At 69.3% G+C, this 25,393-nt stretch carries 17 protein-coding genes and 1 pseudogene; 7 read left to right on the top strand and 11 right to left on the bottom strand.

What is annotated here, in order from left to right:
- Window positions 1-2: 2 nt before the first annotated feature.
- The 3 genes from ABFX45_RS28430 to ABFX45_RS28420 all read right to left on the bottom strand — a co-directional run bounded on the left by ABFX45_RS28430 (window position 3) and on the right by ABFX45_RS28420 (window position 3,854).
- Complete coding sequence (locus ABFX45_RS28430; protein WP_346133168.1) at window positions 3-917, bottom strand: cellulose binding domain-containing protein; 915 nt, start codon at window positions 915-917, stop codon at window positions 3-5.
- A 15-nt stretch (window positions 918-932) separates the two neighbouring features.
- Entirely contained in the window at window positions 933-2,915 is a 1,983-nt protein-coding gene (locus ABFX45_RS28425) for an RICIN domain-containing protein (protein WP_346133166.1), read from the bottom strand.
- 168 nt (window positions 2,916-3,083) lie between these two features.
- A complete protein-coding gene (locus ABFX45_RS28420; RefSeq protein WP_346133164.1) occupies window positions 3,084-3,854 on the bottom strand; it encodes a hypothetical protein in 771 nt (256 codons plus the stop codon).
- Between the two features lie 249 nt (window positions 3,855-4,103).
- On the opposite strand from ABFX45_RS28420, the gene ABFX45_RS28415 reads away from it, so the two are divergent.
- Window positions 4,104-4,886 (top strand): alpha/beta fold hydrolase, encoded by a 783-nt coding sequence (locus tag ABFX45_RS28415; protein ID WP_211337293.1) that lies wholly within the window; start codon window positions 4,104-4,106, stop codon window positions 4,884-4,886.
- Here ABFX45_RS28415 and araA read toward each other — a convergent pair.
- The 6 genes from araA to ABFX45_RS28385 form a co-directional block, all read right to left on the bottom strand.
- On the bottom strand, window positions 4,856-6,364 hold the full coding sequence (gene araA / locus ABFX45_RS28410) for an L-arabinose isomerase (protein ID WP_109636373.1): 1,509 nt from the start codon (window positions 6,362-6,364) through the stop codon (window positions 4,856-4,858). The two genes, ABFX45_RS28415 and araA, sit on opposite strands and share 31 nt — an antisense overlap.
- 17 nt (window positions 6,365-6,381) lie before the next feature.
- A complete protein-coding gene (locus ABFX45_RS28405; RefSeq protein ID WP_109636372.1) occupies window positions 6,382-7,035 on the bottom strand; it encodes an L-ribulose-5-phosphate 4-epimerase in 654 nt (217 codons plus the stop codon).
- Window positions 7,035-8,717 (bottom strand): ribulokinase, encoded by a 1,683-nt coding sequence (gene araB, locus ABFX45_RS28400; protein WP_346133161.1) that lies wholly within the window; start codon window positions 8,715-8,717, stop codon window positions 7,035-7,037. The genes ABFX45_RS28405 and araB overlap by 1 nt, the downstream gene beginning before the upstream one ends.
- 159 nt (window positions 8,718-8,876) lie before the next feature.
- Window positions 8,877-9,890: a LacI family DNA-binding transcriptional regulator gene (locus tag ABFX45_RS28395; protein ID WP_211337292.1), complete on the bottom strand. Its 1,014-nt coding sequence runs from the start codon at window positions 9,888-9,890 to the stop codon at window positions 8,877-8,879.
- Between the two features lie 83 nt (window positions 9,891-9,973).
- Window positions 9,974-11,410 carry a family 43 glycosylhydrolase gene (locus tag ABFX45_RS28390; protein ID WP_346133158.1) on the bottom strand — a complete coding sequence of 479 codons (1,437 nt, stop codon included), beginning with the start codon at window positions 11,408-11,410 and terminating at the stop codon, window positions 9,974-9,976.
- Window positions 11,407-13,884 (bottom strand): alpha-L-arabinofuranosidase C-terminal domain-containing protein, encoded by a 2,478-nt coding sequence (locus tag ABFX45_RS28385; RefSeq protein WP_346133156.1) that lies wholly within the window; start codon window positions 13,882-13,884, stop codon window positions 11,407-11,409. The genes ABFX45_RS28390 and ABFX45_RS28385 overlap by 4 nt, the downstream gene beginning before the upstream one ends.
- Before the next feature lie 198 nt (window positions 13,885-14,082).
- Here ABFX45_RS28385 and ABFX45_RS28380 point away from each other — a divergent pair, with 198 nt between their 5' ends.
- The 5 genes from ABFX45_RS28380 to ABFX45_RS28360 all read left to right on the top strand — a co-directional run bounded on the left by ABFX45_RS28380 (window position 14,083) and on the right by ABFX45_RS28360 (window position 21,694).
- Window positions 14,083-15,057, top strand: a complete 975-nt coding sequence (locus tag ABFX45_RS28380) for an ABC transporter substrate-binding protein (protein ID WP_112225799.1) — start codon at window positions 14,083-14,085, stop codon at window positions 15,055-15,057.
- Window positions 15,058-15,180: 123 nt separating this feature from the next.
- Window positions 15,181-16,680, top strand: a complete 1,500-nt coding sequence (locus tag ABFX45_RS28375) for a sugar ABC transporter ATP-binding protein (RefSeq protein ID WP_346133154.1) — start codon at window positions 15,181-15,183, stop codon at window positions 16,678-16,680.
- Window positions 16,677-17,657: an ABC transporter permease gene (locus ABFX45_RS28370; RefSeq protein ID WP_109636367.1), complete on the top strand. Its 981-nt coding sequence runs from the start codon at window positions 16,677-16,679 to the stop codon at window positions 17,655-17,657. Before ABFX45_RS28375 ends, ABFX45_RS28370 begins: the two co-directional genes overlap by 4 nt.
- Window positions 17,654-18,643 (top strand): galactofuranose ABC transporter, permease protein YjfF, encoded by a 990-nt coding sequence (gene yjfF / locus ABFX45_RS28365; RefSeq protein ID WP_346133151.1) that lies wholly within the window; start codon window positions 17,654-17,656, stop codon window positions 18,641-18,643. Before ABFX45_RS28370 ends, yjfF begins: the two co-directional genes overlap by 4 nt.
- Before the next feature lie 396 nt (window positions 18,644-19,039).
- Entirely contained in the window at window positions 19,040-21,694 is a 2,655-nt protein-coding gene (locus ABFX45_RS28360) for an AfsR/SARP family transcriptional regulator (protein WP_346133149.1), read from the top strand.
- Between the two features lie 7 nt (window positions 21,695-21,701).
- On the opposite strand, the gene ABFX45_RS28355 is transcribed toward ABFX45_RS28360, so the two are convergent.
- Both ABFX45_RS28355 and aztA read right to left on the bottom strand, forming a co-directional pair.
- The gene (locus ABFX45_RS28355; protein WP_346133147.1) at window positions 21,702-22,979 is read right to left on the bottom strand and encodes a hypothetical protein; all 1,278 of its coding nucleotides are present in this window, start codon (window positions 22,977-22,979) and stop codon (window positions 21,702-21,704) included.
- On the bottom strand, window positions 22,976-23,683 hold the full coding sequence (aztA, locus tag ABFX45_RS28350) for a zinc ABC transporter ATP-binding protein AztA (RefSeq protein WP_233439474.1): 708 nt from the start codon (window positions 23,681-23,683) through the stop codon (window positions 22,976-22,978). Before aztA ends, ABFX45_RS28355 begins: the two co-directional genes overlap by 4 nt.
- A gap of 53 nt (window positions 23,684-23,736) precedes the next feature.
- Between aztA and aztB the strand changes: the two are divergent.
- Window positions 23,737-24,555 (top strand): annotated as a pseudogene (gene aztB / locus ABFX45_RS28345) (zinc ABC transporter permease AztB); the annotation flags it as partial.
- Between the last annotated feature and the right edge of the window lie 838 nt (window positions 24,556-25,393).

Below are 25,393 nucleotides of genomic sequence, written 5' to 3'. Positions count from 1 at the left end.
GGTCATTCGACCGAGCACTGCTCCCCGTTGAACGTGAACGCCGTCGGCGCCGAGTGCGGTCCGCGCGAGTTGCCGTTGAACCCGACCTGCACCGAACCGCCGGGGGCGATCTGCGGGTTGTAGCCGACGTTCACGGCGCTGACGGTCGCGCCGAACTGCCGCGCCGAGGCGTTCCACATCTCCCTGACGCTCTCGCCGGCCGCGAAGTTCCAGCGCAGCGTCCAGCCGTTGGCCGTCTTGGTGCCGGTGTTGCGCACTGTCACATTCGCCTGGAATCCGCCGTTCCACTGGCCCGTGATCCGGTAGGCGACGGCGCACCCTCGTGCGGGCGGCGGCGGTGGCGGCGGCGGAGTGGTCGTGGTGGGCGCCGCCGGGCTGGACGGCGTCGCCGGAGAAGAAGGCATGGTCAGCGCCTGCGAAGGCGAGGGCTTGGACGTGGCGGAGCCGTTGCAGGGCGGGCCCCACAGGCCCCGCTTGGCGGCGGAGGCCTCAGCCTCGGCGTTGATCAGCGGTCCGCCGTCGACGCCTTCCGGGCGCAGCGCGCCCTGCTGCACGGCCAGGACGGCGTAGTCGGTGCCGTCCTCCAGCTCCATGTGCACCTCGCCGGGGGTGAGCCCGGTGAAGCGGACGGACCTCGCGAGCAGTGTCGTCCTGGCGAACGTGAGCGCGCTCTCCGACCAGCACGCGGCGGGCGCGGCGAGCAGCGAGATGCGGACGCGGGAGCCGTCGGCCAGTTCTACCGTGCGGCCGTCGATCACGTCGCGCACCACGGTGAGCACGTTCTGCGGGGGCACCACCTCGTTGATGAGCGTGGGCGGTTTCTGAGGGGACCGGGAAGACGGTGGCGGCGCGGCCGGGTCAGCCGTGCACGCTCCGGTGAGCAGTACCAACAACACCAGCAAATGGCTGCGCGCCACCGTCAACTCCTGAAACTATCGGGCCTTGGAAGCCGTCCACCGCTGGTTCGCACCGGAAGTGGCGTGGTACAAACCGATTCTGGCGCCGTCCTCACGCGACTCGCCGACGACGTCGAGCAGCGATCCGGTCGCGGCGTTGACGAACGTCCAGCTGTCGTCGCCGGTCGACGACAACACCCACCTCGCAGCAGGACTGTCGGTGGAGATCAACGTCGCGTTACCGTCCACAGCGGCGATCCGCTGGCCGGTGGCGGCGTTCACCACGGAGAACTGGACGTCGTTGCCGTAGCCGCCCGTGCGCCGCTCCAGCCGCCACACCTGGTCGCGCGCAGCCGCGTTCGTCGTGCGCTGGACCAGCGAAGTGCCGGAAGGCGCAAGGGACTTGTCGCTCTGCACACCGGTCAGGCGGTACTCGCCGGCCAGTGCGTCATCGCGGTTGAGGCCGCTGACACCGCTGACGTCGAACGTGACGACCGACCGCGCGGGCACGGTGAGGGTCGCCTTGCGGTCCTTGACGCGCACCGCGGCGCCCTTCACCAGCGCGCCGAACATGTCGGTCACGATCGGCCGCACGGAGGCGTTCGACCGCACCGACGCGAAGCCCGAGAGGTCCAGCGTCACGGACTGCGGCTGCTCGGACTGGTTGAGGTGCACGACCGTCTTCAGCTCGTTGTTGCGCATCGCCGCAACGTCCGACTTGGTGTTGACCTTGATCATCCGGTCGCCGGGCTTCACGTAGTGGGTGAAGTTCCGCAGCGTGTGGAACTTGGTGTTGACGCGGGCGGGACAGGTCGCGAGCGTGTCCTGCTGGCCGCAGTTGAACGGGATCTGGACGACACCCCAGTTCATGCCGTTCGGCGACTCGCCACCCGGCTTCATGTTGTCGTAGTCCTCGATCGCCTGCCACAGCAGCCAGGCGCGCGGCTCGAGCTCGCGGATGTCGTCGATCACGCGCGCGGCGATGCCCAGGCCGGAGTCCATGGCGGTGAAGCTCTGCCCGGAACCCCAGGACCCGTCGACCTCGCTCATCCACAACGTCTTGTCCGCGGCCTTGGCGATGTCACGGGCGGACGTGCGGCGGTCCTGGCCGTAGGTGTGCACGTTCAACTGGCCCACCTGCGCACGCACGGAAGCCGGGTAGCCGGCCCAGTCGTCCGCGAAGAGGCCGGGGTTGGTCTCGTCCGGCGCGGAGACGACGGCCTTCAACCGCTTGGCGCGCAACGCTTCCGCGACTGCGGGCACGACCTTCGCCTGCAGCGCCGGACTCATGTGCGCGCCCTCCTGGCGGCCACCCGTCGGGTTGCCGTCCGGGCCGAGCTTGGTGCTCCAGTACGGGGTGTTGGGCTCGTTGAACGGGTCCAGCGTCTGGACCTTGATGCCGTGCGCGCGTTCCAGCTCGGCGGTCGCCTGCGTCAGGTACGCGGCGAAGTCCTTGATGCGGTCCTCACGGAGCTGGTCGGCGGTGGCGTCGAAGCCGCCCGACACGTAGCCGCTGACCGTCTGGAACCACGGCGGGGAGTTGCTGAACGTCTCCCACTTCGTGACCTTCGACTTGATCCGGTCGACCCACCAGCGCTGGTGCGGGTCCGCCGACGCGTCGAAGTACCGGGGATCGTTCGGCTTCCACCAGTCGGTGTCGGTGCGCTTCGTGCCCTCCGGCGCCTTCCACCAGCCGGGCACCGCCGCGCCCGCGCGCAGGTACGACGGCACGTCAGGAGCGTTGCCGCCGCCGATGTTGTAGCGGGCGATGTTGAGGTTCAGCCCGTCCTCGCCGAACAACAGCTCCGCGAGCTGGTTGCGGATCTCGTCGGGGTAACCGCCGGTGGCGTTCGCGAACCAGACCAGGCTCGTGCCCCAGCCCTGGAACGATTGTTGCTGATAGGTCGGATCCGGCCGCACGGTCACGGATTCCACGGCGGCCGTGGCGGGTGCCCCGCTGGAGACCACAGTGGACATCGTGAGCGCCGAGGCGGCGAGAAATGCAGGGAATCTGGTCATCGGTTCTCCGTCGAACAGGCGATGTGCGCGCTAACATCTACCGAGGACCACCTGGTGCGTCAAGGCCGGAAAGGTCCTGCCGAACGGTGGCGCGTCCGTTCGGCAGGCCCCCTGGGAACGCTCACCCCCGAGGAGAGGCGGCTCTGAACGCTCAAGCCCCGAGGAGGGTCACTTGAGCGAACAGGTAGCGAAACGCTCCAGGCCTTCCGGCTTGGCCGCGACCCGGCCGATGGCGGTCTCGATGCGGTTCAGCGCCGCAACGCGCTTGTCCTTCAGCGGCCCGAGGATCGCGTTCTGCACGAAGTTCGGCCCGCCCTGACCGACCGACGTGCGCAGCCGCTCGTTCGCCTCCGCCTGCTGCTTGCTGAGATTCGCGAGCTCCCGGTCCACTTCGGCCTTGGCCTGGGCGGGAACGTTCTGCACGACGGGCAGCGGGCACTCGATCGTCTGGCCGGCCGCGGACGATCCGCTGTTCGAACCATTTCCTGCGTTCGAGTTGTTTCCGTTTCCGGTGCCGGACGACGCTCGCGACGTCGTCGGCGGCGGCGCGGACACCGCGGGTGCCTGGCCGAGTCCGCAGGTCGCGAACCTCTCCAGGCCCTCCGGCTTCGCCGCGACACGGCCGATGGCGGTCTCGATGCGGTTCAGCGCGGCCACCCGCTTGCTCGCGAGTGGACCGAGAATCGCGTTCTGCACGAAATTGGGTCCGCCCTCGCCCGCCGACGTGCGCAACCGGTTGTTCGCCTCGGCGATCTGCTTGTCCAGATTGGCCAGTTCACGTTGCACCTCCGCCTGCGCCTGAGCAGGGACAGCGGGGACGACGGGCTGCGGACAGGCGATCGACTGGCCACCGCTGTTGTTGCCCTCACCTGCGGCGAACGCGGCGATCGCGGTCCCGGCGGTCAGGGTCGCGGCAACGGCGACTCCGGCAATGAGCACTCGCTTGCGTCGCTCTGGTTTTGCATGTGCTCTCGACATTTCGAACCCTTACGAATCAGTGGATGTGATCTGCCGGCATACCGGGATACGGACCGGGACCGTCAAGGGTTCAACCACTTGTGAGCGTTCACAGCAGATGCCATGCTGGCGACCTCTACCGCAGACCCGCACCTGCGCAGAATTCGGGGACAAGCCATGCCATCCGGGCACAGAGCCGTGCACGAACAACTTCGCCTGAGAGTCCACGGCGTGAACCTCAAGATCGCCGCGGTGCGCCGCGGCGGCGCCGACGAGCCGATCGTGTTCATGCACGGCTTCGGCACGAGCAAGGAGGACTACACCGACATCACGCAGCGGCACGACTTCGCGGGCCGCTCGTTCCTCACGTACGACGCACCGGGCTGCGGTGCGTCGGAGTGCGCCGACCTCGGGGCGATCGACGTGCCGTTCCTGGTGGACACCGCACGCGCGGTGCTCGACCGTGCGGGCATCGGCCGGTACCACGTCGTCGGGCACTCACTCGGTGGCCTCACGGCACTCCTGCTCGCACACCGCGAGCCTGGCCGGGTGCTCAGCTTCGTCAACATCAAGGGCACGCTGGCTCCTGAGGACTGCGCGGGGATCAGGCACGTGCTGTCCCACCAGGAACCAGGCGACGCCTTCCTCCGGTTCGTCGAAAGCCTGCGCCTCGCACCGGGTTACTCGGGCGGGCTGTACGCGGCGAACCTGCCGCACAAGGTCCGGCGCGGAGCCGTGGACAGCATCTTCAGGTCCGTGATCGAGCTCGCCGACCACGGAGACCTGCTCAACAAGTTCATCGCACTCCCCATCCCGAAGATGTACCTCTACGGCGAAGAGTGCGCTTCACTGTCCTATCTGCCGTTGCTCGACGCGCACGGGGTGGAGCTCGCCGAGATCCCCCACAGCGGGCATCTCCCGATGTACTCCAACCCCGTCGCGACGTGGAAGCGGATCGCCGTGTTCTACGCCGGCGACCTCAGTCAGCGCATTCCGGCCGCCAGGCGGTGGTAGGCCGCGTTCCAGCGCAGCCGGTCACCGAACTGGGCGGGCGTGGTCGACGAGTCGATCAGCACCAGTTCGGTGGCCGCCATCGTGGCGAAGTCGTGCAGCGTCTCGGGTCCGACGGCCTGGGTCAGCACCGTGTGGTGCGGGCCGCCGGCCGTGAGCCAGCACTCGGCGGACGTCGAGAGCGACGGCGCCGGCCGCCACACCGCCCGCGCGACGGGCAGGTTCGGCAGCGGCTCGTCCGGTGCGACGACCTCGATCTCGTTGGCCACCAACCGGAAGCGGTCGCCGAGGTCCGCGAGACCGATCACCACGGCAGGGCCGGGCGACGCGTCGAACACCAGCCGCACCGGGTCTTCCCTGTCGCCGATGCCGAGCGCGTGGATCTCGCAGGACGGCACCTCTTCCGCGATCGTCGGGCACACCTCCAGCATGTGCGCGCCCAGCACCTTCGGCTCACCCGGCCCGAAGTGGTAGGTGTAGTCCTCCATGAACGAGGTGCCGCGGCCGGTGCCCGCGCCCATCGCCTTCACCGCGGCGAGCAGTGCCGAGGTCTTCCAGTCGCCCTCACCGCCGAAGCCGTAGCCGTCGGCCATCAGCCGCTGCACCGCGAGACCCGGCAGCTGCCGGAGCCCGCCCAGGTCCTGGAAGTTCGTCGTGAACGCGCCGAAACCGCCGTCGTCCAAAAAGGACCGCAAACCGATCTCGATGCGGGCCGCGTACCGCAGCGACGCGTGCCGCTCCGCCCCGCGCGCCAGCTCGGGAGCGAGCCGGTACGCCTCGGCGTAGTCGGCGACGAGCAGGTCGATGTCCGCGTCCGACACGGCATCCACGACCTCGACGAGGTCGTTGACGCCGTAGGTGTTCACCGAGACACCGAACCGCAGTTCCGCCTCGACCTTGTCGCCCTCGGTCACCGCGACGTCGCGCATGTTGTCGCCGAACCGCGCCAGCCGCAACGAGCGCATGTGCGCGTAGCCGGCCGCGGCACGAGCCCAGCCGTCGATCCGCTCGGCCAGCTGCGGGTCGCTGGCGTGCCCGGCAACGGTCTTGCGCGCCACGCCGATGCGCGTCTGGACGTACGCGAACTCCCGGTCGCCGTGGGCGGCCTGGTTGAGGTTCATGAAGTCCATGTCGATGGTGGACCACGGCAACGCCTCGTTGAGCTGCGTGTGCAGGTGCAGCAACGGCTTGCGCAGCAGGTCGAGACCCGTGATCCACATCTTGGCCGGCGAGAACGTGTGCATCCACGCGATCACACCGACGCACGACGGGTCGTTGTTCGCGGTCTGCATGATCGAGCGGATCGCGGCGGCGTCGGTGAGGACCGGCTTCCACACGATCTCGGCGCTGATCCGGCCGGAATCCGCGAGCATTCGCTGGATCTGCTGGGACTGCGCGGCCACCTGGTCGAGCGTCTCCTGGCCGTAGAGGTGCTGGCTGCCGGTGAGGAACCAGACCTGCGGCTTGCCCGCGAACGACATGTGCTCTCCTCGTGGGCTCACTGCCCGTAGACGTTCTGGTAGCGCTCGTAAAGCCGGTCGACGTCCTGCTGGTCGATGACGGGGGCCTTGCCGAGCTGGAGTGCGAAGTGGACGGTGCGCGCGACGTCCTCCAGCATCACGGCCGACTTCACCGCGGCACGCGCGGTCGGGCCGACCGTGAACGGACCGTGGTTGCGCATCAGCACGGCGCTGGACCTGCTGGTGCTCAACGTTTCCACGATGCCGCGGCCGATCGAGTCGTCACCGATCAACGCGAACGGCCCGACGGGGATCTCGCCGCCGAACTCGTCCGCGATCATCGTCAGCACGCACGGGATCGGCTCACCCCGGGCTGCCCACGCTGTGGCGTAAGGGGAATGCGTGTGCACGACACCGTTCACCTCGGGCATGTGGCGGTAAACGTATGCGTGCGCCGCAGTGTCCGACGACGGCGCGAACTCACCTTCCACCAGGTTGCCGTGCAGGTCGGTCACGACCATCGCGTCCGGCCCCAGCTCGTCGTAGGACACCCCGGACGGCTTGATCACCATCAGGTCGTGGCCGGGAACCCGCGCGGACACGTTGCCCGCGGTCCAGATCACCAGCTCGTACTTGGTCAGTTCGCGGTGCAGGTCGGCGACCGTGCGCCGCAGCTCTGCCGTGGCGGACATCAGTTCTTCCCCTCCAGCGCGTCACGGCGGTACCTGCGCAGCCGGCGCATGACATCGTTGCCACCTCGGCCGAAGTGGTCGTGCAACTCCTGGTATTCGACGAAAAGCCGTTCGTAGGCTTCTACGTTCTCCGGGATCGGCGTGAAGACGTTGCGCCGCACCGAACCCATGGCGGCCGCGGCCGCGCGGATGTCCTCGTACGCGCCCGCGGCGACCGCCGCGTGCATCGCCGAGCCGAGCGCCGGTCCCTGCGCGGAACCGATCACCGACAGCGGCAGGTCGAGAACGTCGGCGTAGATCTGCATCAGCAGCGCGTTCTTCATCAGCCCGCCCGCGATCACCAGCTCGGTCACCGGCACACCGGCGTCGGTGAACGTGTCCACGATGACCCGCGTGCCGAACGCGGTGGCCTCCAGCAGTGCGCGGTAGACGTCCTCCGCCTTCGTGGCGAGCGTCTGCCCGAGGATCACACCGGACAGTTCGTGGTCGACCAGCACGGACCTGTTGCCGCTGTGCCAGTCGAGCGCGATCAGCCCGTGCTCGCCGGGCGCCTGGCCGGCCGACAGCTCGGTGAGCAGCTCGTGCACGGAGATCCCGCGCTCGCGCGCCTGCTCGTGGTAGGCGGGCGGCACCTGGTTCTTCACGAACCACGCGAAGATGTCGCCGACACCGCTCTGCCCCGCCTCGTAACCCCAGAGGCCCGGCACGATCCCGCCGTCCACCACACCGCACATGCCCGGCACGTCGCGCAGCACCGAGCCGCTCATCACGTGACACGTCGAGGTGCCCATGATCGCGACCATCTGGCCGGGCTCGACCGCCTGCGCGGCGGGCGCGGTGACGTGGGCGTCGACGTTGCCGACCGAGACCGCGATCCCCTCCGGCAGGCCGGTCCACGCAGCTGCCTCGGCGGTCAGCGACCCGGCGCGGTCGCCGAGCGCGGACAGCGGGTGGTCGAGCTTGTCGGCGACGAACTTCGCGAACGCCGGGTTGAGCTCGGCGAGGAACTCCTCGCTCGGGTACGCGCCGTCCTGGTGGATGCCCTTGTACCCGGCGGTGCAGGCGTTGCGGGTGTACTGGCCGGTGAGCTGCCAGACGATCCAGTCCGCGGCCTCGACCCAGTGCTCCATCGCCGCGTAGACCTCGGGCGCCTCCTCCAGGACCTGCAGGCCCTTGGCGAACTCCCACTCCGAGGAGATGAGGCCGCCGTAGCGCGGGAGCCACGGTTCCTTGCGGTCGCGGGCGAGGTCGTTGATGCGGTCGGCCTGCGGCTGGGCGGCGTGATGACGCCACAGCTTGATGTAGGCGTGCGGGTTGCCCGCGAACTCCGGCAGCTCGCACAGCGGCGTTCCGTCGGCCTTCACCGGGACCATCGTGCAGGCGGTGAAGTCCGTGCCGATGCCGATGACGAGCTGCGGCGCGATACCGGCGTCCTCAATGGCCTGCGGGACGGCGGTCCGCAGGACGTCGACGTAGTCGGACGGGACCTGCAGGGCCCACTCCGGCGGCAGGGCCTTGCCGGTCGCCGGCAGAGCGCTGTCCACCACGCCGTGGCGGTATGCGTGCACAGCGGTGCCGAGCTCGGCACCGTCGCGGACGCGGACGACCACCGCGCGACCGGACAGGGTGCCGTAGTCGACGCCCACCACACAGGCGTCGGGATGGATCGTCTTGTCAGTCACGACCTGAGTGTTATCGCTAACATTCCGCGCGTCAAGATGCGATCCGAAAGAGGTGAAAGCCTTGATAGGGCCGGTGTTGTGCAGCAGAGTGAACGCACGACAAAGGACCCCGGCCGGTGAGGTACCGGCCGGGGTCCGTCAGCCCAGCTGACAGGCGGGCTAGGCGGGTGGCGCCACGCTCTCGCGCTGCACGAGCACCGGGGCGATGGTCCGCCTCGGCCGCGCCGACTCACCCTCGCTGACCTGCTCCAGCAGCAGGCCGAGCGTCTCCCGCGCCACCGCGGCGAAGTCCGGGCGGACCGTCGTGAGCGGCGGGATGAAGTACGCCGCCTCCGGCACGTCGTCGAACCCGACGACGCTCACGTCGTGCGGCACCCGCCTGCCGCGCTCGTGCATCGCGCGCAGCACGCCCAGCGCGAGGTGATCGTTCGACGCGAACACCGCGGTGACCTCGGGCATCCGCGCCAGCATCTGCCCTGCCTTGTACCCGGACGAGGCGCTCCAGTCGGCCGCCATGACCGGCGGCACCTCCCGGTCGTGGAGCTCCAGCGCCCGGCGCCAGCCCTGCACGCGGCCTGCCGCGTCGAACCAGTCGGTGGGGCCGGAGACGTGCCACACGGTCTGGTGCCCGGCGTCCAGGAGATGGGTGGTGGCGTCGTACGCGCCGACCCCCTGGTCGACGGTGACCAGCGGCGTCGCCCGTTCCGGGTCGCCGTCCACCGTTACCAGCGGCAGCTCCGCCGGCACGTCCGCGAGCGCGTCGGCCGCGGACGAGTTCGGCGCGATCACCACGATCCCGGCCACGCGCTGGTCGCGGTGGCGTTCGACAGCGGCTGCTATCGACTCGCGGTCGAGGACCTTCACCCTGCCGACGCTGACCGCGAACCCCGCCTCGCCCGCCGCCTCCTCGAAGGCGGACAACAGCGAGGCCGGGCCGTACAGCGTCGAGTTCTGCGCCACCACGCCGATCAGCTGCGTCTTGCCCGTGACCAGCGCACGAGCCGCCCTGTTGGGCCGGTAACCCAGCTCCTTGATGGCGGCCCGCACCCGCAGGCGGGTCTGCTCGCGGACGTTCGGGTGATCGTTGAGGACACGCGAGACCGTCTGGTGGGACACCCCTGCGAGGCGGGCGACGTCGGTCATCGCGGGGTCACGAGTGGTCTTCTGATCCACAGACGGTCTCCGATCCTTGGTCTAGACCGATGATGTTAGCGATAACACCCGTCAGCCCTGATTCAGCACACCCATTGTGACCGCTATTCAAGCCGGAACGTCGCACGTCGGCGCGCGTCGCGGTCATTTCCGGGCTTGCCGGCCACCAGTCTGCCTCGGTCGTGGATGAGATAAGAATCTGCTCCAACATTCAACGAAACCGCCTTGCTGTCGGCGAGCCCCGGCACCCGCCGGAAGCTCGCCGCGCGGCCGTAGGCGTCCGAGTCCTCGAACGGGTCGATGCGGATGACGTCGCCGTCCACCCGCACGTACCGGTCGGGGAAGTTCACCGACTGCAGCGCGACGGTGTCGTTGCCGAGGAATCCGGGGACGAACCGGAACTGCGAGTCGGCCAGCTCGCGGACGTTGCCGTCCACCCGCAGCCGGTACTCGTAGTGCCGCACGTGCAGCCCGTCCAGTGTGGCCAGCCGCGAGATCGGGCCGCCCTCGCCGACCGGGACGCCGAAGCTCGGCGTGCCGTCGGCGTTCCAGTGCAACCGCTGCACGCGGGTGTGCCGGTTCGGGTCGAACAGCGGGTCGCCGTTGATGTCGCGGTAGTCGCGTGCGTGGTAGACCAGCACGTCCATGTCGCCGACCGTCGTGAACGAGTTGTGCCCCGGCCCGTACTGGGACGTCGGCACGTGAGTCGCGAAGATCGGCTGCGGGGACTTGGTCCACGCCCGCGCGTCGAGCAGGTTCGCGTTCTCGTCGGCGGTCAGCAGGCCCATGCAGTAACGGGCGTCGGTGGCGCTGGCCGAGAACGTCACGAACACGCGGCCGTTGCGGACCAGCACCGCGGGCCCCTCGTTCACCCGGAAGCCCTGCACCTCCCACGACAGCGTCGGCGTCGCGATGCGCACCGGCGCGGTCTTCAACGCCAGCGGCGAGGCCATCTCGGCGATGTAGAGGTTGGTGCCGGAGCCGACGCTCGGCTCGTTCTGCGCCCACAGGAAGTAGCGCTTCCCCCGGTGCGCGAACGTCGTCGCGTCCAGCGTGAACGTGTCCAGGTGCGTGACGATCTGACCGCGCAGCACCCAGCCGTCCTGACGCGGGTCGGCGTTGGCCGACTCCAGGACGTAGGTGCGGATGCGGAACGGCTCGTCCTTGTCCCCGGCGGCGAAGTAGATGTACCACTTGCCGTCGATGCGGTGCAGTTCCGGCGCCCAGATGTAGCCACCCATCTTGCCCGTGGCCGGCCGACGCCAGATGGTCCGCTCACGCGCCGAGGCCAGGCCGTCCAACGTGGACGCCCCACGCACGACGATCCGGTCGTACTCCGGCACGGACCCGGTCAGGTAGTACCTGCCGTCGGTCGGCGGCGTGATGAACGGGTCGGCTCGCTGCTCGACCAGCGGGTTGCGGGTCGGCAGTTCGGCAGGGGCTTGCGGCGCGGCCACGACAGGGGCGGAGGCCGCGAGGGGTACCGCACCGACGGCGGCGAGCACGCCACCGGTGCGCAGCAGGGACCTGCGGTCGATCACTTGCGGCTCCTGTCCTTGACGCGGAAGACCGTGATGGAGTTCGGCGGGAACGTGTGGGTGAACGCGCTGCGCACGCTGATCTGCGTGGTGCGCGGCTTGATGGGCTGGGTGAACTCGGTGTTCACGTCGTCGGGACGGCCCTGCAGGACGGTCACCTTCGCCGTCGACGCCACCGGCACGCCGAGGTCGACCTTGGTGCGGGCGGCGTTGTCCTGGGCGTTGACGACCTTGACGATCAGCTCACCGGTCGCGAGGTCGCGGGTGACGACCTGGCGGAACGGTTCCGCGAGCTTGTCGTCGGTGAACTCGCCCCATTTGATGCCGTCGAGGAACAGCGCGACGTGCCGTCCGCGCACCTCGACCCGTACGTCGTAGGTACGGCCCGTCTCGACGCGGGTGCCGTTGCTCATCAGCGTGCTCTTGCCGCCGCCGACGGCCTTCTCCACTGCGGACTGGGTGTTGTTCCAGCCACCGAGGTTCCACCAGTAGAAGTTGCCGGTGTCCTGGACGCCGAACGCGACGAGGAAGCCCTCGCGACCGGCCTGCTTGGTGGCCTTGAGGTTCAGCGTGTAGTCGCGCCAGTTCCTGTCGCCGGCGGTCACCAGGGTGTCCTCCGCGGCGGCGTCGGACTGGACGTAGGCGCCGTTCACGACGTTCCAGGTGCCCTTGCCGGTCTTGGTCCACTTCGCGTCGGTGCCGGAGAAGTCGTCGCTGAACAGCTGCTGGCCGGACGCGCTGGTGACGCGCACGTCGTCGTAGGTCGCGGCTGTGGCCCACGTGGACAGGCCGATCGCGCCCGTGATCGGCGCCTGGGTGGACGGCGTGGCCGACGCGGTGCTGGGCACGACCTCGTCACCGACGTTGGTCATGAACAGCTTCTGCGTCTCGTAGCTCGCCGAGCCCCACGACGCGTGGTTGTTGAACCAGATCATGTCCGGCTTCCACTGCACGTAGTCCTCGTTGGCGAGCAACGGCGCGTAGGAAGCGAGCTTCACGACGTCCGCGTTTCGTTCGAGACCGGTCATGAACGAGGCCTCGCTCAGCGCGTTGAACCACTTGTTGTCCTGGGAGGCGTACTCGCCGAGGAACACCTTCGGACCGTTGCGGTCGTAGGAGTCGTAGCGGTTGTTGTTCTCCAGGAACCAGCTCGGGCTGTTGTAGTAGTGCTCGTCGACCATCTTCACGCCGGCCTGCTTGTTGAGCTGCCACAGCCGGTCGAACGTGCCGCCGGTGTCGTCGGGACCGGAGTTGCTGACGACCGTGATGTCCGGGTACTTCGCGTTGATGGCCTTGCGGAACTCGGTGAAGCGGGCGAAGAACTCGTCCGGCAGGTTCTCCTCGTTGCCGACCCCGAGGTGGGTGAGCTTGAACGGCTTGGGGTGCCCCATCTCGGCGCGCTTGCGGCCCCAGGTCGAGTCGGCGGGACCGTTGGCGAACTCGATCAGGTCGAGGGTGTCCTGGATGTGCCGCTGCAGCAGCGCGGGGTCGTCCGTGGCGCGGTTCTGGCCGCAACCGGTGACCAGCGCGGGCACGACGGGCAGCGGCATGGCTCCGATGTCCTCGGAGAACTGGAAGTACTCGTAGTAGCCGAGGCCGTAGGACTGGTTGTAGCCCCAGAAGTTCCAGTTCGTGGCGCGCTGCTCGACCGGGCCGATCGTGTCCTTCCACTGGTACGAACGGCGGCGTTCGTAGTTCGGCGCGTCGTAGCCGTAGTGGCTGCCGGTGTTGACCAGGCAACCGCCGGGGAACCGGACGAAGCCCGGTTTCAGCGCGGCGATCTTCTCGGCGAGGTCGCGACGCAGCCCGTGACCCTTGAAGGTGTCCTGGGGCATCAGCGAGACCATGTCGAGGCGCAGGGTCCCGGTGCCACCGCCGGTGACGAGCAGCCTGCCGGTGGTCGTCGCCTTCCTCGCGCGGACCGAACCGGTGTAGCGGGTCCAGCCGTCGCCCTTGACCTCGAGCTTCACCGGGTCACCCAAAGGGTTGCCCGCCGGATCGGTGATCGTGGCGGTCAGGGGCGTGGCGGCCTGGTCGGTGCGCGCCCAGACGGAGAAGTCGTAGCGCTGCCCTTCCTTGACCGCGATCCCGCTGTTGTAACCCGAGTTGATGACGCCCGCGGGCAGGCCGAGCTTGAGGTAGCGGCGGTTGCGCTCGTTCATCCGGCCGTCGTCGTCGGCCACGTCTACGGTGCCGCTGTGTGGTGCCCACGAGGTCAGGCTGTTGTACGAAGCGTTGTCGGCCTGGTCGTACTCGAACGACCGGTTCTGGACGAGCTCGGCGTAGAGGCCACCGTCGGCAGCACGGTTGATGTCTTCGAAGAAGACGCCGTACATCGTGTCGTCGATCGACGCGCCCTTCTTGGTGGCGTCCACCTTCAGGGTGTAGTCGGTCTCGGCCGCCGCTCCGGAACCGGGGACAGCTGCCAGCAGGGAGGCCGCCAGTGCGGCCGACAGCAGAACGTGCCTGGGGGACATGGGTTGAGCTCCCGGCGTTGGAAGTTCCCAGCAAAAGTGAGCGCTAACATACGACGACCATCACCCTGGGTCAACGCTCACAAGTCGTTATGGTCGAAGGGTTGACGAGGCCGATGTGAGCGTTCACTCTTGTCCACCTGACAGCCGCGGACTCCGCGGCGGGCTCCGCGACACCGTAGTCACCTCGGAGGAATCCCTGTGCTGAAGAAGATCACGACAGCCGCCAGCGTGATCGCGCTGTGCGCGCTGACAGCGTGCGGCTCTGGCTCTGGCGGTGCTGGCAACAGCACCGGCTCGTCCGGCGACACCATCACCATGGGCTTCGCCCAGGTGGGAGCCGAGAGCGGCTGGCGCACCGCCAACACCAAGTCGATCCAGGACGAGGCCAAGGCCGCCGGCATCGACCTCAAGTTCTCCGACGCTCAGCAGAAGCAGGAGAACCAGATCAAGGCGATCCGCAACTACATCCAGCAGAAGGTGGACGTGATCGCCTTCAGCCCGGTCGTCGAGACCGGCTGGGACACCGTGCTGCTGGAGGCGAAGCGCGCCAACATCCCGGTGATCCTCACCGACCGCGCGATCGACTCCGACGACACGTCGCTGTACAAGACGTTCCTCGGCTCGGACTTCGTCGAGGAGGGCCGCAAGGCCGGTGACTGGATGGTCGCCAACGCGACCGGTCCGACGAACGTCGTCGAGCTGCAGGGCACCACCGGCGCCGCGCCCGCGATCGACCGCAAGAAGGGCTTCGAGGAGAAGATCGCCTCCAAGCCCGACATCAAGATCGTCGCCTCGCAGACCGGTGACTTCACCCGCTCCGGCGGCAAGCAGGTCATGGAGGCGTTCCTCAAGTCCCAGCCGAAGATCGACGTCGTCTACGCGCACAACGACGACATGGGCCTGGGTGCCATCGAGGCGATCAAGGCGGCCGGCAAGGTGCCCGGCAAGGACATCAAGATCATCACCGTCGACGCGGTGAAGGACGGCATGACGGCGCTGGCCAACGGCGAGATCAACTTCATCGTCGAGTGCAACCCGTTGCTGGGCAAGCAGCTGATGGAGCTCACCAAGAAGGTCGTCAAGGGTGAGCAGGTGCCGCCGCGGGTCGTGACCGAAGAGGGCACGTTCACCCAGGAGCAGGCCAAGGCCGCACTCCCCCAGCGCCAGTACTGATCCTTAACTGGTCCGTCCCAAAGTCTGCGGGGCCCGCCGTTCTCTCGCGCATCCGGCGGCGGGTCCCGCACCCCATCGACGAAGGCTCCCGCCATGACCGAGTCATCGCCGCCGATCGTAGAAATGCGAGGCATCAGCCTCGCATTTCCTGGCGTGAAGGCGTTGCAGGACGTCGACTTCCGGCTGTTCCCGGGTGAAGTGCACGCCCTCATGGGTGAGAACGGCGCCGGCAAGTCCACTCTGATCAAGACGCTGACGGGCGTGCACACCCCGGACAGCGGCTCAGTGCTGCTGGCGGGCGAGTCCGTCGCGTTCTCCTCCCCCGGCCAGGCTCAGCAGGCCGGGATCAGCACGGTCTACCAGGAGGTCAATCTCTGCGCGAACCTCACGGTCGCGGAGAACATCCTGCTGGGCCGCGAACCCCGCAAGTTCGGGGGCATCGACTTCCCGGCGATGCGCGCGCGGGCCGCGGAGGTGCTGGCGCGCATCGGTGTGCACATCGATCCCGCGTCCGTGCTGGAGACCCACCCCATCGCCGTCCAGCAGCTCGTCGCGATCGCCCGTGCGATCGCCGTCGACTGCCGGGTGCTGGTGCTCGACGAACCGACGTCCAGCCTGGACGCCGGTGAGGTCGCCGAGCTGTTCCGGATCATGCGGGTGCTGCGCGACGAGGGCGTGGCCATCCTGTTCGTCTCGCACTTCCTCGACCAGGTCTACGAGATCGCGGACCGGATGACGGTGCTGCGCAACGGAACCCTCGTCGGTGAGCACCTCACCAAGGACCTGGAACGGCGTGCGCTCATCTCCGCCATGATCGGCCGCGAGCTCGGTGCGCTCGAGGCCATCGAGGACGCGAGCGAACGCCACTCCGTGTCCGGCCCGGTGCTCGTGCGCGCGGAGGGACTCGGCCGGCGTGGCGCGATCGCGCCGTTCGACCTGGACATCCACGCGGGTGAGGTCGTCGGGCTCGCGGGCCTGCTCGGCTCCGGCCGGACCGAGCTCGCGCGCCTGCTGTTCGGCGCCGACAAGGCCGACTCCGGCCGGCTGATCGTCGACGGCACGCCGCTGCACCTGCGCGGACCGCGGTCGGCGATCGCCGCCGGAATCGCGTTCTGCTCGGAGGACCGCAAGGGCGAAGGACTCGTCGCGGACCTGTCGATCCGCGACAACCTGGTGCTGGCGATGCAGGCCGCACGCGGGTGGAGCCGCCCGGTCCCGCGCAAGCTGAAGGACCAGCTCGTCGAGAAGTACCTGGCGGCGCTGGACATCCGGCCCGCGAACCCGGACGCGCTGGTGCGCACGCTGTCCGGCGGCAACCAGCAGAAGGTGCTGCTGGCCCGCTGGCTCGTCACCGAACCGCGGCTGCTGATCCTCGACGAGCCGACGCGCGGCATCGACATCGGCGCGAAGGCCCAGATCCAGCAGCTCGTCACCACGCTTGCCGCCGAGGGCACCGCGGTGCTGTTCATCTCGGCAGAGATGGAGGAGGTCGTGCGCATCGCCGACCGGATCGTGGTGCTGAGGGATCGGCACAAGATCGCAGAACTGGACGGTGGCTCGACCATCGACCAGGTCGTCGAGCTGATCGCCGGCGACCCGGTGCCGGAGGAGGTGGCGTCGTGAAGAACCGCCTGCTCTGGCCGGGCATCGCGCTGGTCGCCCTGCTCCTGCTCAACCTCGTCGTCACACCGTCGTTCTTCGCGTTGCGCATCCAGGACGGCCACCTCTACGGCGGCCTGGTCGACGTGCTCAAGAACGGGGCGCCGACGCTCCTCATCGCGATCGGCATGACGCTCGTCATCGCCACCCGCGGCATCGACCTGTCCGTCGGCGCGGTCGCCGCCATCGCGGCCGCGGTCACGTGTGTCCACATCGGAACGTCGCCGGACATCGGCACGGCACTGGTCGGCATGGCGATCGCGCTGGTCCTCTGCGCGGCGCTCGGCCTGTGGAACGGTTTCCTGGTGGCGGGACTCGGCATTCAGCCGATCATCGCCACGCTGGTGCTGATGACCGCGGGCCGCGGTATCGCCATGCTGGTGACCGAGGGCCAGATCATCACCGTGAACAACGACGCGTACCGGCAGGTCGGCGCCGGGTTCGTGGTCCTGCCGATCTCCATCCTGATCAGCCTCGCCGTCCTCGGCCTGGTGGCGCTCGCCACGCGCAAGACCGCGCTCGGCATGCTGATCGAGGCGGTCGGCGTGAACCCGGAGGCCTCCCGCCTGGCGGGCGTCCGGGCCAGGACGATCATCTGGACCGTGTACGTGTTCGCCGCGGTCTGCGCGGGCATCGCGGGCCTGATGATCAGCTCGAACGTGAGCGCCGCCGACGCCAACAGCAACGGGCTGTGGATCGAGATGGACGCGATCCTCGCGGTGGTCATCGGCGGTACGTCGCTCGCGGGCGGCCGGTACTCGCTCGCCGGCACGCTGCTCGGCGCCATGATCATCCAGACCCTCACCACGACCGTCTACACGATCGGCGTGGCGACCGAGGTGACGCTGGTGTTCAAGGCTGTCGTCGTCATCACCGTGTGCCTGATCCAGTCGCCGAAGGCCCGCGCCGCCCTGAGCTTCCGGAAGGTGGCCGTGTCATGACCGCTCTCACCACCAGGCTGCCGTCGCGGTTCCTGCCGGTCCTCGCGACCGTGGTGCTGTTCGCGCTGACGTTCGGCGTGGGTTCCGTGCGCTACGAGGGTTTCGCGTCCGGTCAGGTGATCGCGAACCTGTTCATCGACAACGCGTTCCTCATCGTGCTCGCCGTCGGCATGACGTTCGTGATCCTCAGCGGCGGCATCGACCTTTCCGTCGGCTCGGTCGTGGCACTGTCCACAATGGTCACGGCGACGGGCCTGCGGGCTGGGTGGCCGGTCCCGCTGGTCATCATCGCCGTGCTGGTCATCGGCTCGACGCTCGGCCTGCTGATGGGCCTGGTGATCCACAAGTTCGACATCCAGCCGTTCATCGTCACGCTCGCCGGCATGTTCCTGGCCCGCGGCCTGTGCTTCCTGATCAGCGTGGAGTCGGTGTCCATCAAGGACACCACGTTCCGGTCCGTCGCCACCGCCGTCATCGAACTGCCCGGCGGCGTCACCATCACCTACAACGTGGTGATCGCGGTCCTGGTCGTGCTCGCCGCGCTCTACGTCCTGCACCGCACCCGGTTCGGCCGGGCGACCTACGCGGTCGGCGGCAACGAGCAGTCCGCGTTGCTGATGGGCCTGCCGACCGCCCGCGTGAAGGTCGGCGTGTACGTGATCAGCGGCTTCTGCTCGGCCCTGGCCGGCCTGCTGTTCAGCCTCTACATGCTGTCCGGCTACGGCCTGCACGCCGTCGGCATGGAACTGGACGCGATCGCGGCCGTCGTCATCGGCGGCACCCTGCTCGCGGGCGGGGTCGGCTACGTCCTCGGCTCGCTGACCGGTGTCCTGGTGCTCGGCACGATCCAGACGCTGATCTCGTTCCAGGGCACGCTCAGCTCGTGGTGGACCAAGATCGTGATCGGCGCGTTGCTGCTGGTCTTCATCGCGGTCCAGCGCGGCATGATCCGCGGCAGGCGACGACAAGGTGCTGTCGCCGCCTGACCAGGGCCGGGAAATGCGGTTCGGTCACCTCCACACGAGGTGACCGAACCCGCGTCGGCGGGTTCCGCCACTGGACTCGGCTGATGAAGCTGGGCGACGGCAAGCGGTTCGTCCACCCGGCCCGCATGTTCGGCATCCGCACCCTCGTGCTCGGCGTCGACCTGCTGACGCTCAAGCCCGGCGACGCGTCGGCTCGCCGCGTCCTGCCGTGCTCATCCACGCGACGGACACGGCTGCCGCCCTCTACGCCGGCAAGCTGACCACGATCATCTCCGCCGTCAACACCGGGCTGGCCGTCGTGTCGCTCGCAGCGGCCGAGAAGAGCTGATCCGTATCAGGCGGGCCTCTGCCGACTCCGTGTCATAGGCTGCCCCATGGCACGGACGGGAGGTTCCGGTGGGTTCGGCGGTCGAGATCGCGTTGCTCGGAGAGGTGAGCGCGCGGGTCGGTGGCCGCACGATCGAGTTGGGCCCCGCTCGGCAGCGATGTGTGCTCGCGGCGCTCGCGGTCGACGTCAACAGGGTCGTGCCGGTCAGGCAGCTGATCGAACGCGTCTGGGGTGACGAGCCGCCACCACGGGCACGCGCGACGCTGCAGAGCTATCTCTCGCGGCTGCGGCAGGCGTTCGCGGACACCGGCGTCGAGCTGGCCAGTCGTTCCACCGGGTACGTGCTCGTCGCCGACGAGTCCGCTGTGGACCTCATGAGGTTCCGGAAACTGCGCGGTGAAGCCGGCGACCGCGCCCTCGCGTTGTGGCACGGCGAACCGCTGACCGGAATCGGCGGTGACTGGGCCGACCAGACGCGCGACAGCCTGACGCAGGAACGCCACGCCGCCGAGCTCGACCTCATCGACGCGAGACTGCGGCTCGACCAGGGCCCCGAGCTGCTCGCGACGATCTCCGCGCTCGCCACGTCCCGTCCCCTCGACGAACGCGTGGCAGCGCAGCACCTGCAGGCGCTCGCGCAGGCAGGACGGATTTCCGAGGCGCTGGAACAGTTCCTGGTCATCCGCGCCCGGCTGGTCGACGAGCTCGGCATCGAGCCCGGCGAGGATCTCAAGCGGCTCCACGAAGAACTGCTCCTCAGCGATCAACCGGTCGAGGTTCCGAGGCAACTGCCGTCGGCGCCCGCGCAGTTCGTCGGCAGGCAGGAAGACCTCGCGCAACTGGACGACGCCGTGCGCACCGGGGTGGCGGCGATCGTGGGTGCGGGCGGCATGGGCAAGACGTGGCTCGCCCTGCACTGGGCGCACCGCAACCTGCACCGCTTCCCGGACGGCCAGCTGTTCGTCGACCTGCGCGGCTTCAGCCCCGACGAGACGCCGATGGAACCGGACGTCGCCATCCGCGGCTTCCTGCACGCGCTGGGCCTCGACGCCGCCCGCGTCCCTGCCGATCCGCGGGCCAGGGCCGCGCTGTTCCGGAGCCTGACCGCGCGGAAGCGCGTGCTCGTGGTCGTCGACAACGCGGCCGACGCCTCCCAGGTCGTCCCCCTCCTGCCCGGCGGCGACACGTGCCGCGTGCTCGTGACCAGCCGCAACCGGCTGCCGGGCCTCGTCAGCAGGCCGGTCGGTCTCGACGTGCTCGCCGACACGGACGCGAGCACGTTGCTGGCGACCAGGATCGGCCGGACCAGGCTGAGCGCCGAACCTCTCGCCGCGGCACGGCTGATCGACCTGTGCGGTGGGCTGCCGCTCGCGTTGAGCATCGTCGGCGCGCGCGTCCTCACCGAACCGGACCTGTCGCTCGCCGCCATCGCCCGCCAGCTCGAAGAGCTCGGGCTCGGCGCACTCGACGCCGACCCCGCGGTCAGCCTGCCGGTCGTGCTCTCCTGGTCGTACCGCGCGCTGACCGACGAGCAGAAGACGATGTTCGCGCTGCTCGGCATCGCACCGGGCGAGGACATCGACGCCCACGCGGCCGCCAGCCTCGCCGGAACATCCACAGAGGCCGCGAAGGCCGCTCTGCGGGCACTGGAGCAGGCCTCTCTGGTCTCGATCGGCCCCGGCTTCCGCGCGAGGATGCACGACCTGGTCCGCACCTACGCGGCCGGACGGCGCGCCGGCAGCGAGGACGCCCTGCGCAGGCTCGTCGACCACCACGTGCACACCGCGCACGCCAACGACCGGCTGATCGACCCGCTCCGCCCGTTGATCGACCTCGACGACCCCGCGCCGAACACCCTGATCACCCCCGCCGGTGACATGGCAGGCGCCCTGGCCTGGTTCGACGCCGAACGCGGCACGCGCAGGGCCGCCCAGCAGACGGCGGCTCAGCACGGCTGGAACGACAGGGTCGTGCTGCTGGCCAGGGTTTCGCACGCCTACCACCAGCGGCGCGGCCACCTCGACGACGAGCTCGCGATGTGGCAGGCCGCCATCGACGCCGCCGACGACCCGCAGGACAGGGTCGTCGCGCACCGGATCATGGGCAGCAGCCTCGGCCAGGTCCAGCGCTACGACGAGGCCCAGCACCACCTCGACACCTCCCTCGCGCTCGCGGAGCAGGCCGGCGAGGCACTGCCCCTCGCCTGCGCACACGGCACGCTGACCTGGCTGTGGGTCAGCAGGTCGGAGCACCACCGCGCGTACGAGCACGCCAAAGCCGCGCTGCCGCACTACCAGCAGACCGGCAACCAGATGCTGATCGCGCTGGCCCACAACAACATCGGGTACTGCGCCGCGGAGGTCGGCGACACCGACGAGGGCCGCGAGCACGCGACCAAGGCGCTGGAACTGCTGCACGAGCTCGGCGACCGGCAGGGTGAGGCCACCGCCGTCGACACGCTCGGCCGCATCGCGCACCAGACCGGCGACCACGCCGAGGCGATCGCCCTGCACGAGCGCGCCCTTGAGCTCTACCAGGTCGAAAACGACGACTACACCACCGCGAACGTGCTCATCGGCCTCGGCCACCCGCACCTCGCGCTCGAACAACGCGACCAGGCCGTGGAGGTCTGGCGACGTGCCCTGGAGATGCTGGAGCGGCAGGGCCGTGACGAGGAGGCCGCCCGGGTTCGCAAGCTGCTGGCGGCCGTCCACGCGGACTGACCGGGCGTCACGGCGGGTCGATGCTGAAGACCACCCGGTGGCCCGTGTACTCGTTCAGCCCCCACAACCGGCCGGAAGCGGTGCTGTACGAGAGGTTCTGGGTGAGACTGGGCGATCGCGTGACGACGCTCGGCTCACCTCCCGGCCGAGCCCGGTGGATGCACGAGTAGGCACCGCGGGCGATGGGGTCGGGCACCCAGCTCTGCGGGCACTCACCGGCCATGTAGTACCAGGTCCCATCGGTGGCCGCACCCTGCATCTGGAAGACCGGCGTGCTGTAGGCGGCGCTCGCCGTCGCCGTGCCGACGGTCGCGCCGTTGTCCGCGCGCGGCAGGTCGGTGGCGTCGTTCAGCGGCCACCGCACGACCCGGCCACCCGCGCCCGCGGCGTGGCTGCGGTACTCGCCGGAGACCAGCGCGGGCCCGGTGCGGTCGACGCTCAGCGAGCCCAGGCACGCCCTGCCGCTGCCGCCGGAGCAGGCGCGCGGGTCCAGGCCGCGGTCGCCGGTGTGGTAGCGGCCCTGCAGCGGCAGCGCCCACTGGTGATAGCGCGCCGACGACACCCCGTCGCGGATGCCGACCTCTCCGCTCGACGTCGACGACATCCGCCACAGGTACCGCGTGTCGAAGACGAGGAGCTCTCCCCCGTTGGCCACGAACAGCTTGTTGCCGTACCAGGCGATGCCGTCGGCGTGGACGTCGGTGACCGCCTTGAAGTCGTTGCCGACCGGCCGGACCAGCAGGACGTGGCCATAGCTGACCGAGCTGCCGGTCGACTCGGCGATGGTGATGCGGCCGAACTGGTTCATGGTGCTGCCATTGCCGTAGTACCAGGAGGCGAGGTAGAGGTTGCGCCCCTGGTAGGTGCTGCCCGTCGCGTCGTGGGCGGCGGTGAGGCCCTGCGGGTGCCAGCCTCCTCCTGCGGCGTACGCGCTGGTGTTGTCGTCGGCGGTGTCCCAGCAGAAGCCGTCGTACATGAGGGAGCCGTCCAGGCCGGTGTTGTGGCACAACGCCGCCCGCCCGACGTGCTGCCGGGACGTCGCGACGTCGAGAGGCGACGCGCGCGTGACGGCGCCGCGACTCTCGACCGCGCGGATGTCGTCACCGTAAGCGTCGTAGTCCGGCGTGCGGTCGATGTTGAGCTTGAAAGCGGACGACGGCAGCGGCGCGAAGGGCGTGGCGGCGGCCGACGGCGGCGCGGGCACGAACGTCAGTCCGGCCAGGGCGAGGGCTGTGCACAGCGTCCCCAGCAGCCGACCGCGTCTTGGCGATCTTCCCGATGTCACAGGCCAACCGTATTGGACAACGGCGTTGCCTGGCGCTCGAGGACCGTGCGCGGGTCACCTGCGGCGATCAACCGCCCGTTCTGGAGCAGCAGACAGTGGTCTGCGCGCGATGCCTCGATCAGATCGTGCGTGACGTGGACGACGGTCACGCCGTTGGCCCGTGCATCGGCCATCGCAGCGGAAATGTCCTGCCGGGCTTGGGAATCGAGGCCGGCGTCCGGTTCGTCGAGCAGCAGCAGGTCCGAGTCCTGAGCGAAGGCCTGCGCGAGAAGAGCGCGCTGGCGCTGCCCTCCTGACAGCGAGCTGAGCCGGTGCGAGGCGAGATCGGCGATACCCATCCGCTCCAGCGAAGCGCCCACCAGTTCCTTGTCCTTTGTGGACAATCGGCGCAACGGACCGCGGTGTTCCCACCTTCCCATGGCGACCGTCTCCCACACGGTGATCGGCAGTCCTGCTGGAACCGCACTGTGCTGCACCACGAACGCCGGACGCCGCGTGCCGATCTCCACCTCGCCCGCGGCGGGTGTGATGACACCGGCGAGGACGCCGAGCAGGGTCGACTTGCCGGAGCCGTTGTGACCCACGATCGCAGTCACCTCGGCGCGCGGGAACTCCGCGGTCACCTCGTGCAGCACCGTGTGCCGCGCGTAGCCGGCCGACAGTCCGCGCAGCCGTACCGCAGGCCGGTCCGAGACGTGCGTCACGACACCCTCCATCACATTGTAATGATTATCGTTGCCATTATACGGTCCTGCTCGTGGAGTGGATGCTTGCCCCGTTCGAGATTTCCTTCGTGCAGCGGGCTTTGTGGGCCGGTGTGCTCGTCTCGTGCCTGTGCGCGATCGCCGGGACGTGGGTTGTGTTGCGTGGCATGGCGTTCCTCGGGGACGCGATGTCGCACGGCATGCTGCCCGGCGTTGCCATCGCGTCGTTGCTGGGCGGCAACCTGCTCTTCGGTGCCGCGGCGAGCGCGGGCGCGATGGCGTTCGGCGTGACGGCGCTGGGCCGCACCAAGCGGTTCTCCCAGGACACGAGCATCGGCTTGCTGTTCGTGGGCATGCTCGCGCTGGGCGTCATCCTCGTGTCGCACTCCGAGTCGTTCGCGGTGGACCTCACCGCGTTCCTCTTCGGCGACGTGCTGGCCGTGCGGCCGCAGGACCTCGGTCACCTCGTCGTGGCGCTGGCCGTTGCCGCGGCGGTGGCGCTGTGGGGGCATCGCGCGTTCGTGGCGTTGACCTTCGATCCGCGCAAGGCGCAGACGCTCGGCCTGCGGCCACGGTTGGCGCACGCGGTGCTGCTCGGCCTGGTGACGCTGGCGATCGTGGCGTCGTTCCAAGTGGTCGGCACCTTGCTGGTGTTCGGTCTCCTCATCGCGCCACCCGCCGCCGCGACGTTCTGGTGCAACCGCATTGTGACGATCATGTTCGGCGCGGCGGTGCTGGGCGTGACCGCCACCGTCATCGGGCTGCTCGCCTCGTGGCACGCGGGCACCGCGGCCGGCGCAACGATCGCCCTGGTCTCCGTCGTTCTGTTCTTCCTGGCGGCACTGGGTGCCCAGGTGCGCGACCGGGTGCGGATCTCCGGCGCCGGTGGGCAGCACGCGGTGCTGATCGCCGCGCTGGTCGTGGCGCTGCCGCTGGCCGGTTGCGCCTCGAAACCCACCCAGGAGGAAGTGCCGCACGGCTACGTCGAGGGTGCGGAGGAGACGGCCGAGGCACAGTCCCGGCTGGTCGTGGCCGACGAGCGCACCGGTGCCGTGCGGGTCGTCGACCTGATCACGGAGCAGGTCACCGACGCCGGCAGCGTGGACGGTGTGCGGGCGATCACCGGCGACGGCCGTTTCGCCTACCTGACCGGCAAGGGCTCGGTGCGGATCGTCGACAGCGGGGCCTGGATGGTGGACCACGGTGACCACGTGCACTACTACCGCGCCCAGGCCAGGGATGTCGGGGCCGTCGCGGGAGACGGAGTGGTGAACGCGGACAGCGATCCCACCATCGCGGCCGTGGTGTTCGACCGCGGCGACACGACCCTGCTGGACCGGCAGGCACTGGACGGCGGTGCTGTGAACACGCGCGCCGAACTGCGCGGCGGGGTCGCGGTGCCTTACTCCGAACACCTGCTCGTCGCGGGATCCGGTCGTGTGACCGTCAAAACCAGGGACGGCAAGGACGTGACGACGATCGGGCCGGAGTGCCAGAGCCCGCGCGGCCAGGCGGTGACCCGGCGGGGCGTCGTCTTCGGCTGCGCCGACGGAGCCCTCGTGGTGACGGGGAAGGACGGTTCCTTCACGGGCGAGAAGATCCCGTATCCCCGCGCCGTGGCCGAGACCGACCGTGCCGTCGAGTTCCGCCACCGGCCCGGCAGCACGACGCTCGCCGCCGAGGCGGGAGACCTCGGTGTCTGGTCGCTCG

Source organism: Lentzea roselyniae (genome assembly GCF_039537795.1).
Taxonomy (GTDB): Bacteria; Actinomycetota; Actinomycetes; order Mycobacteriales; family Pseudonocardiaceae; genus Lentzea; species Lentzea atacamensis.
The sequence above is the reverse complement of the archived record's forward strand: the minus strand, read 5'-3'. Positions and strand labels throughout refer to the sequence as shown.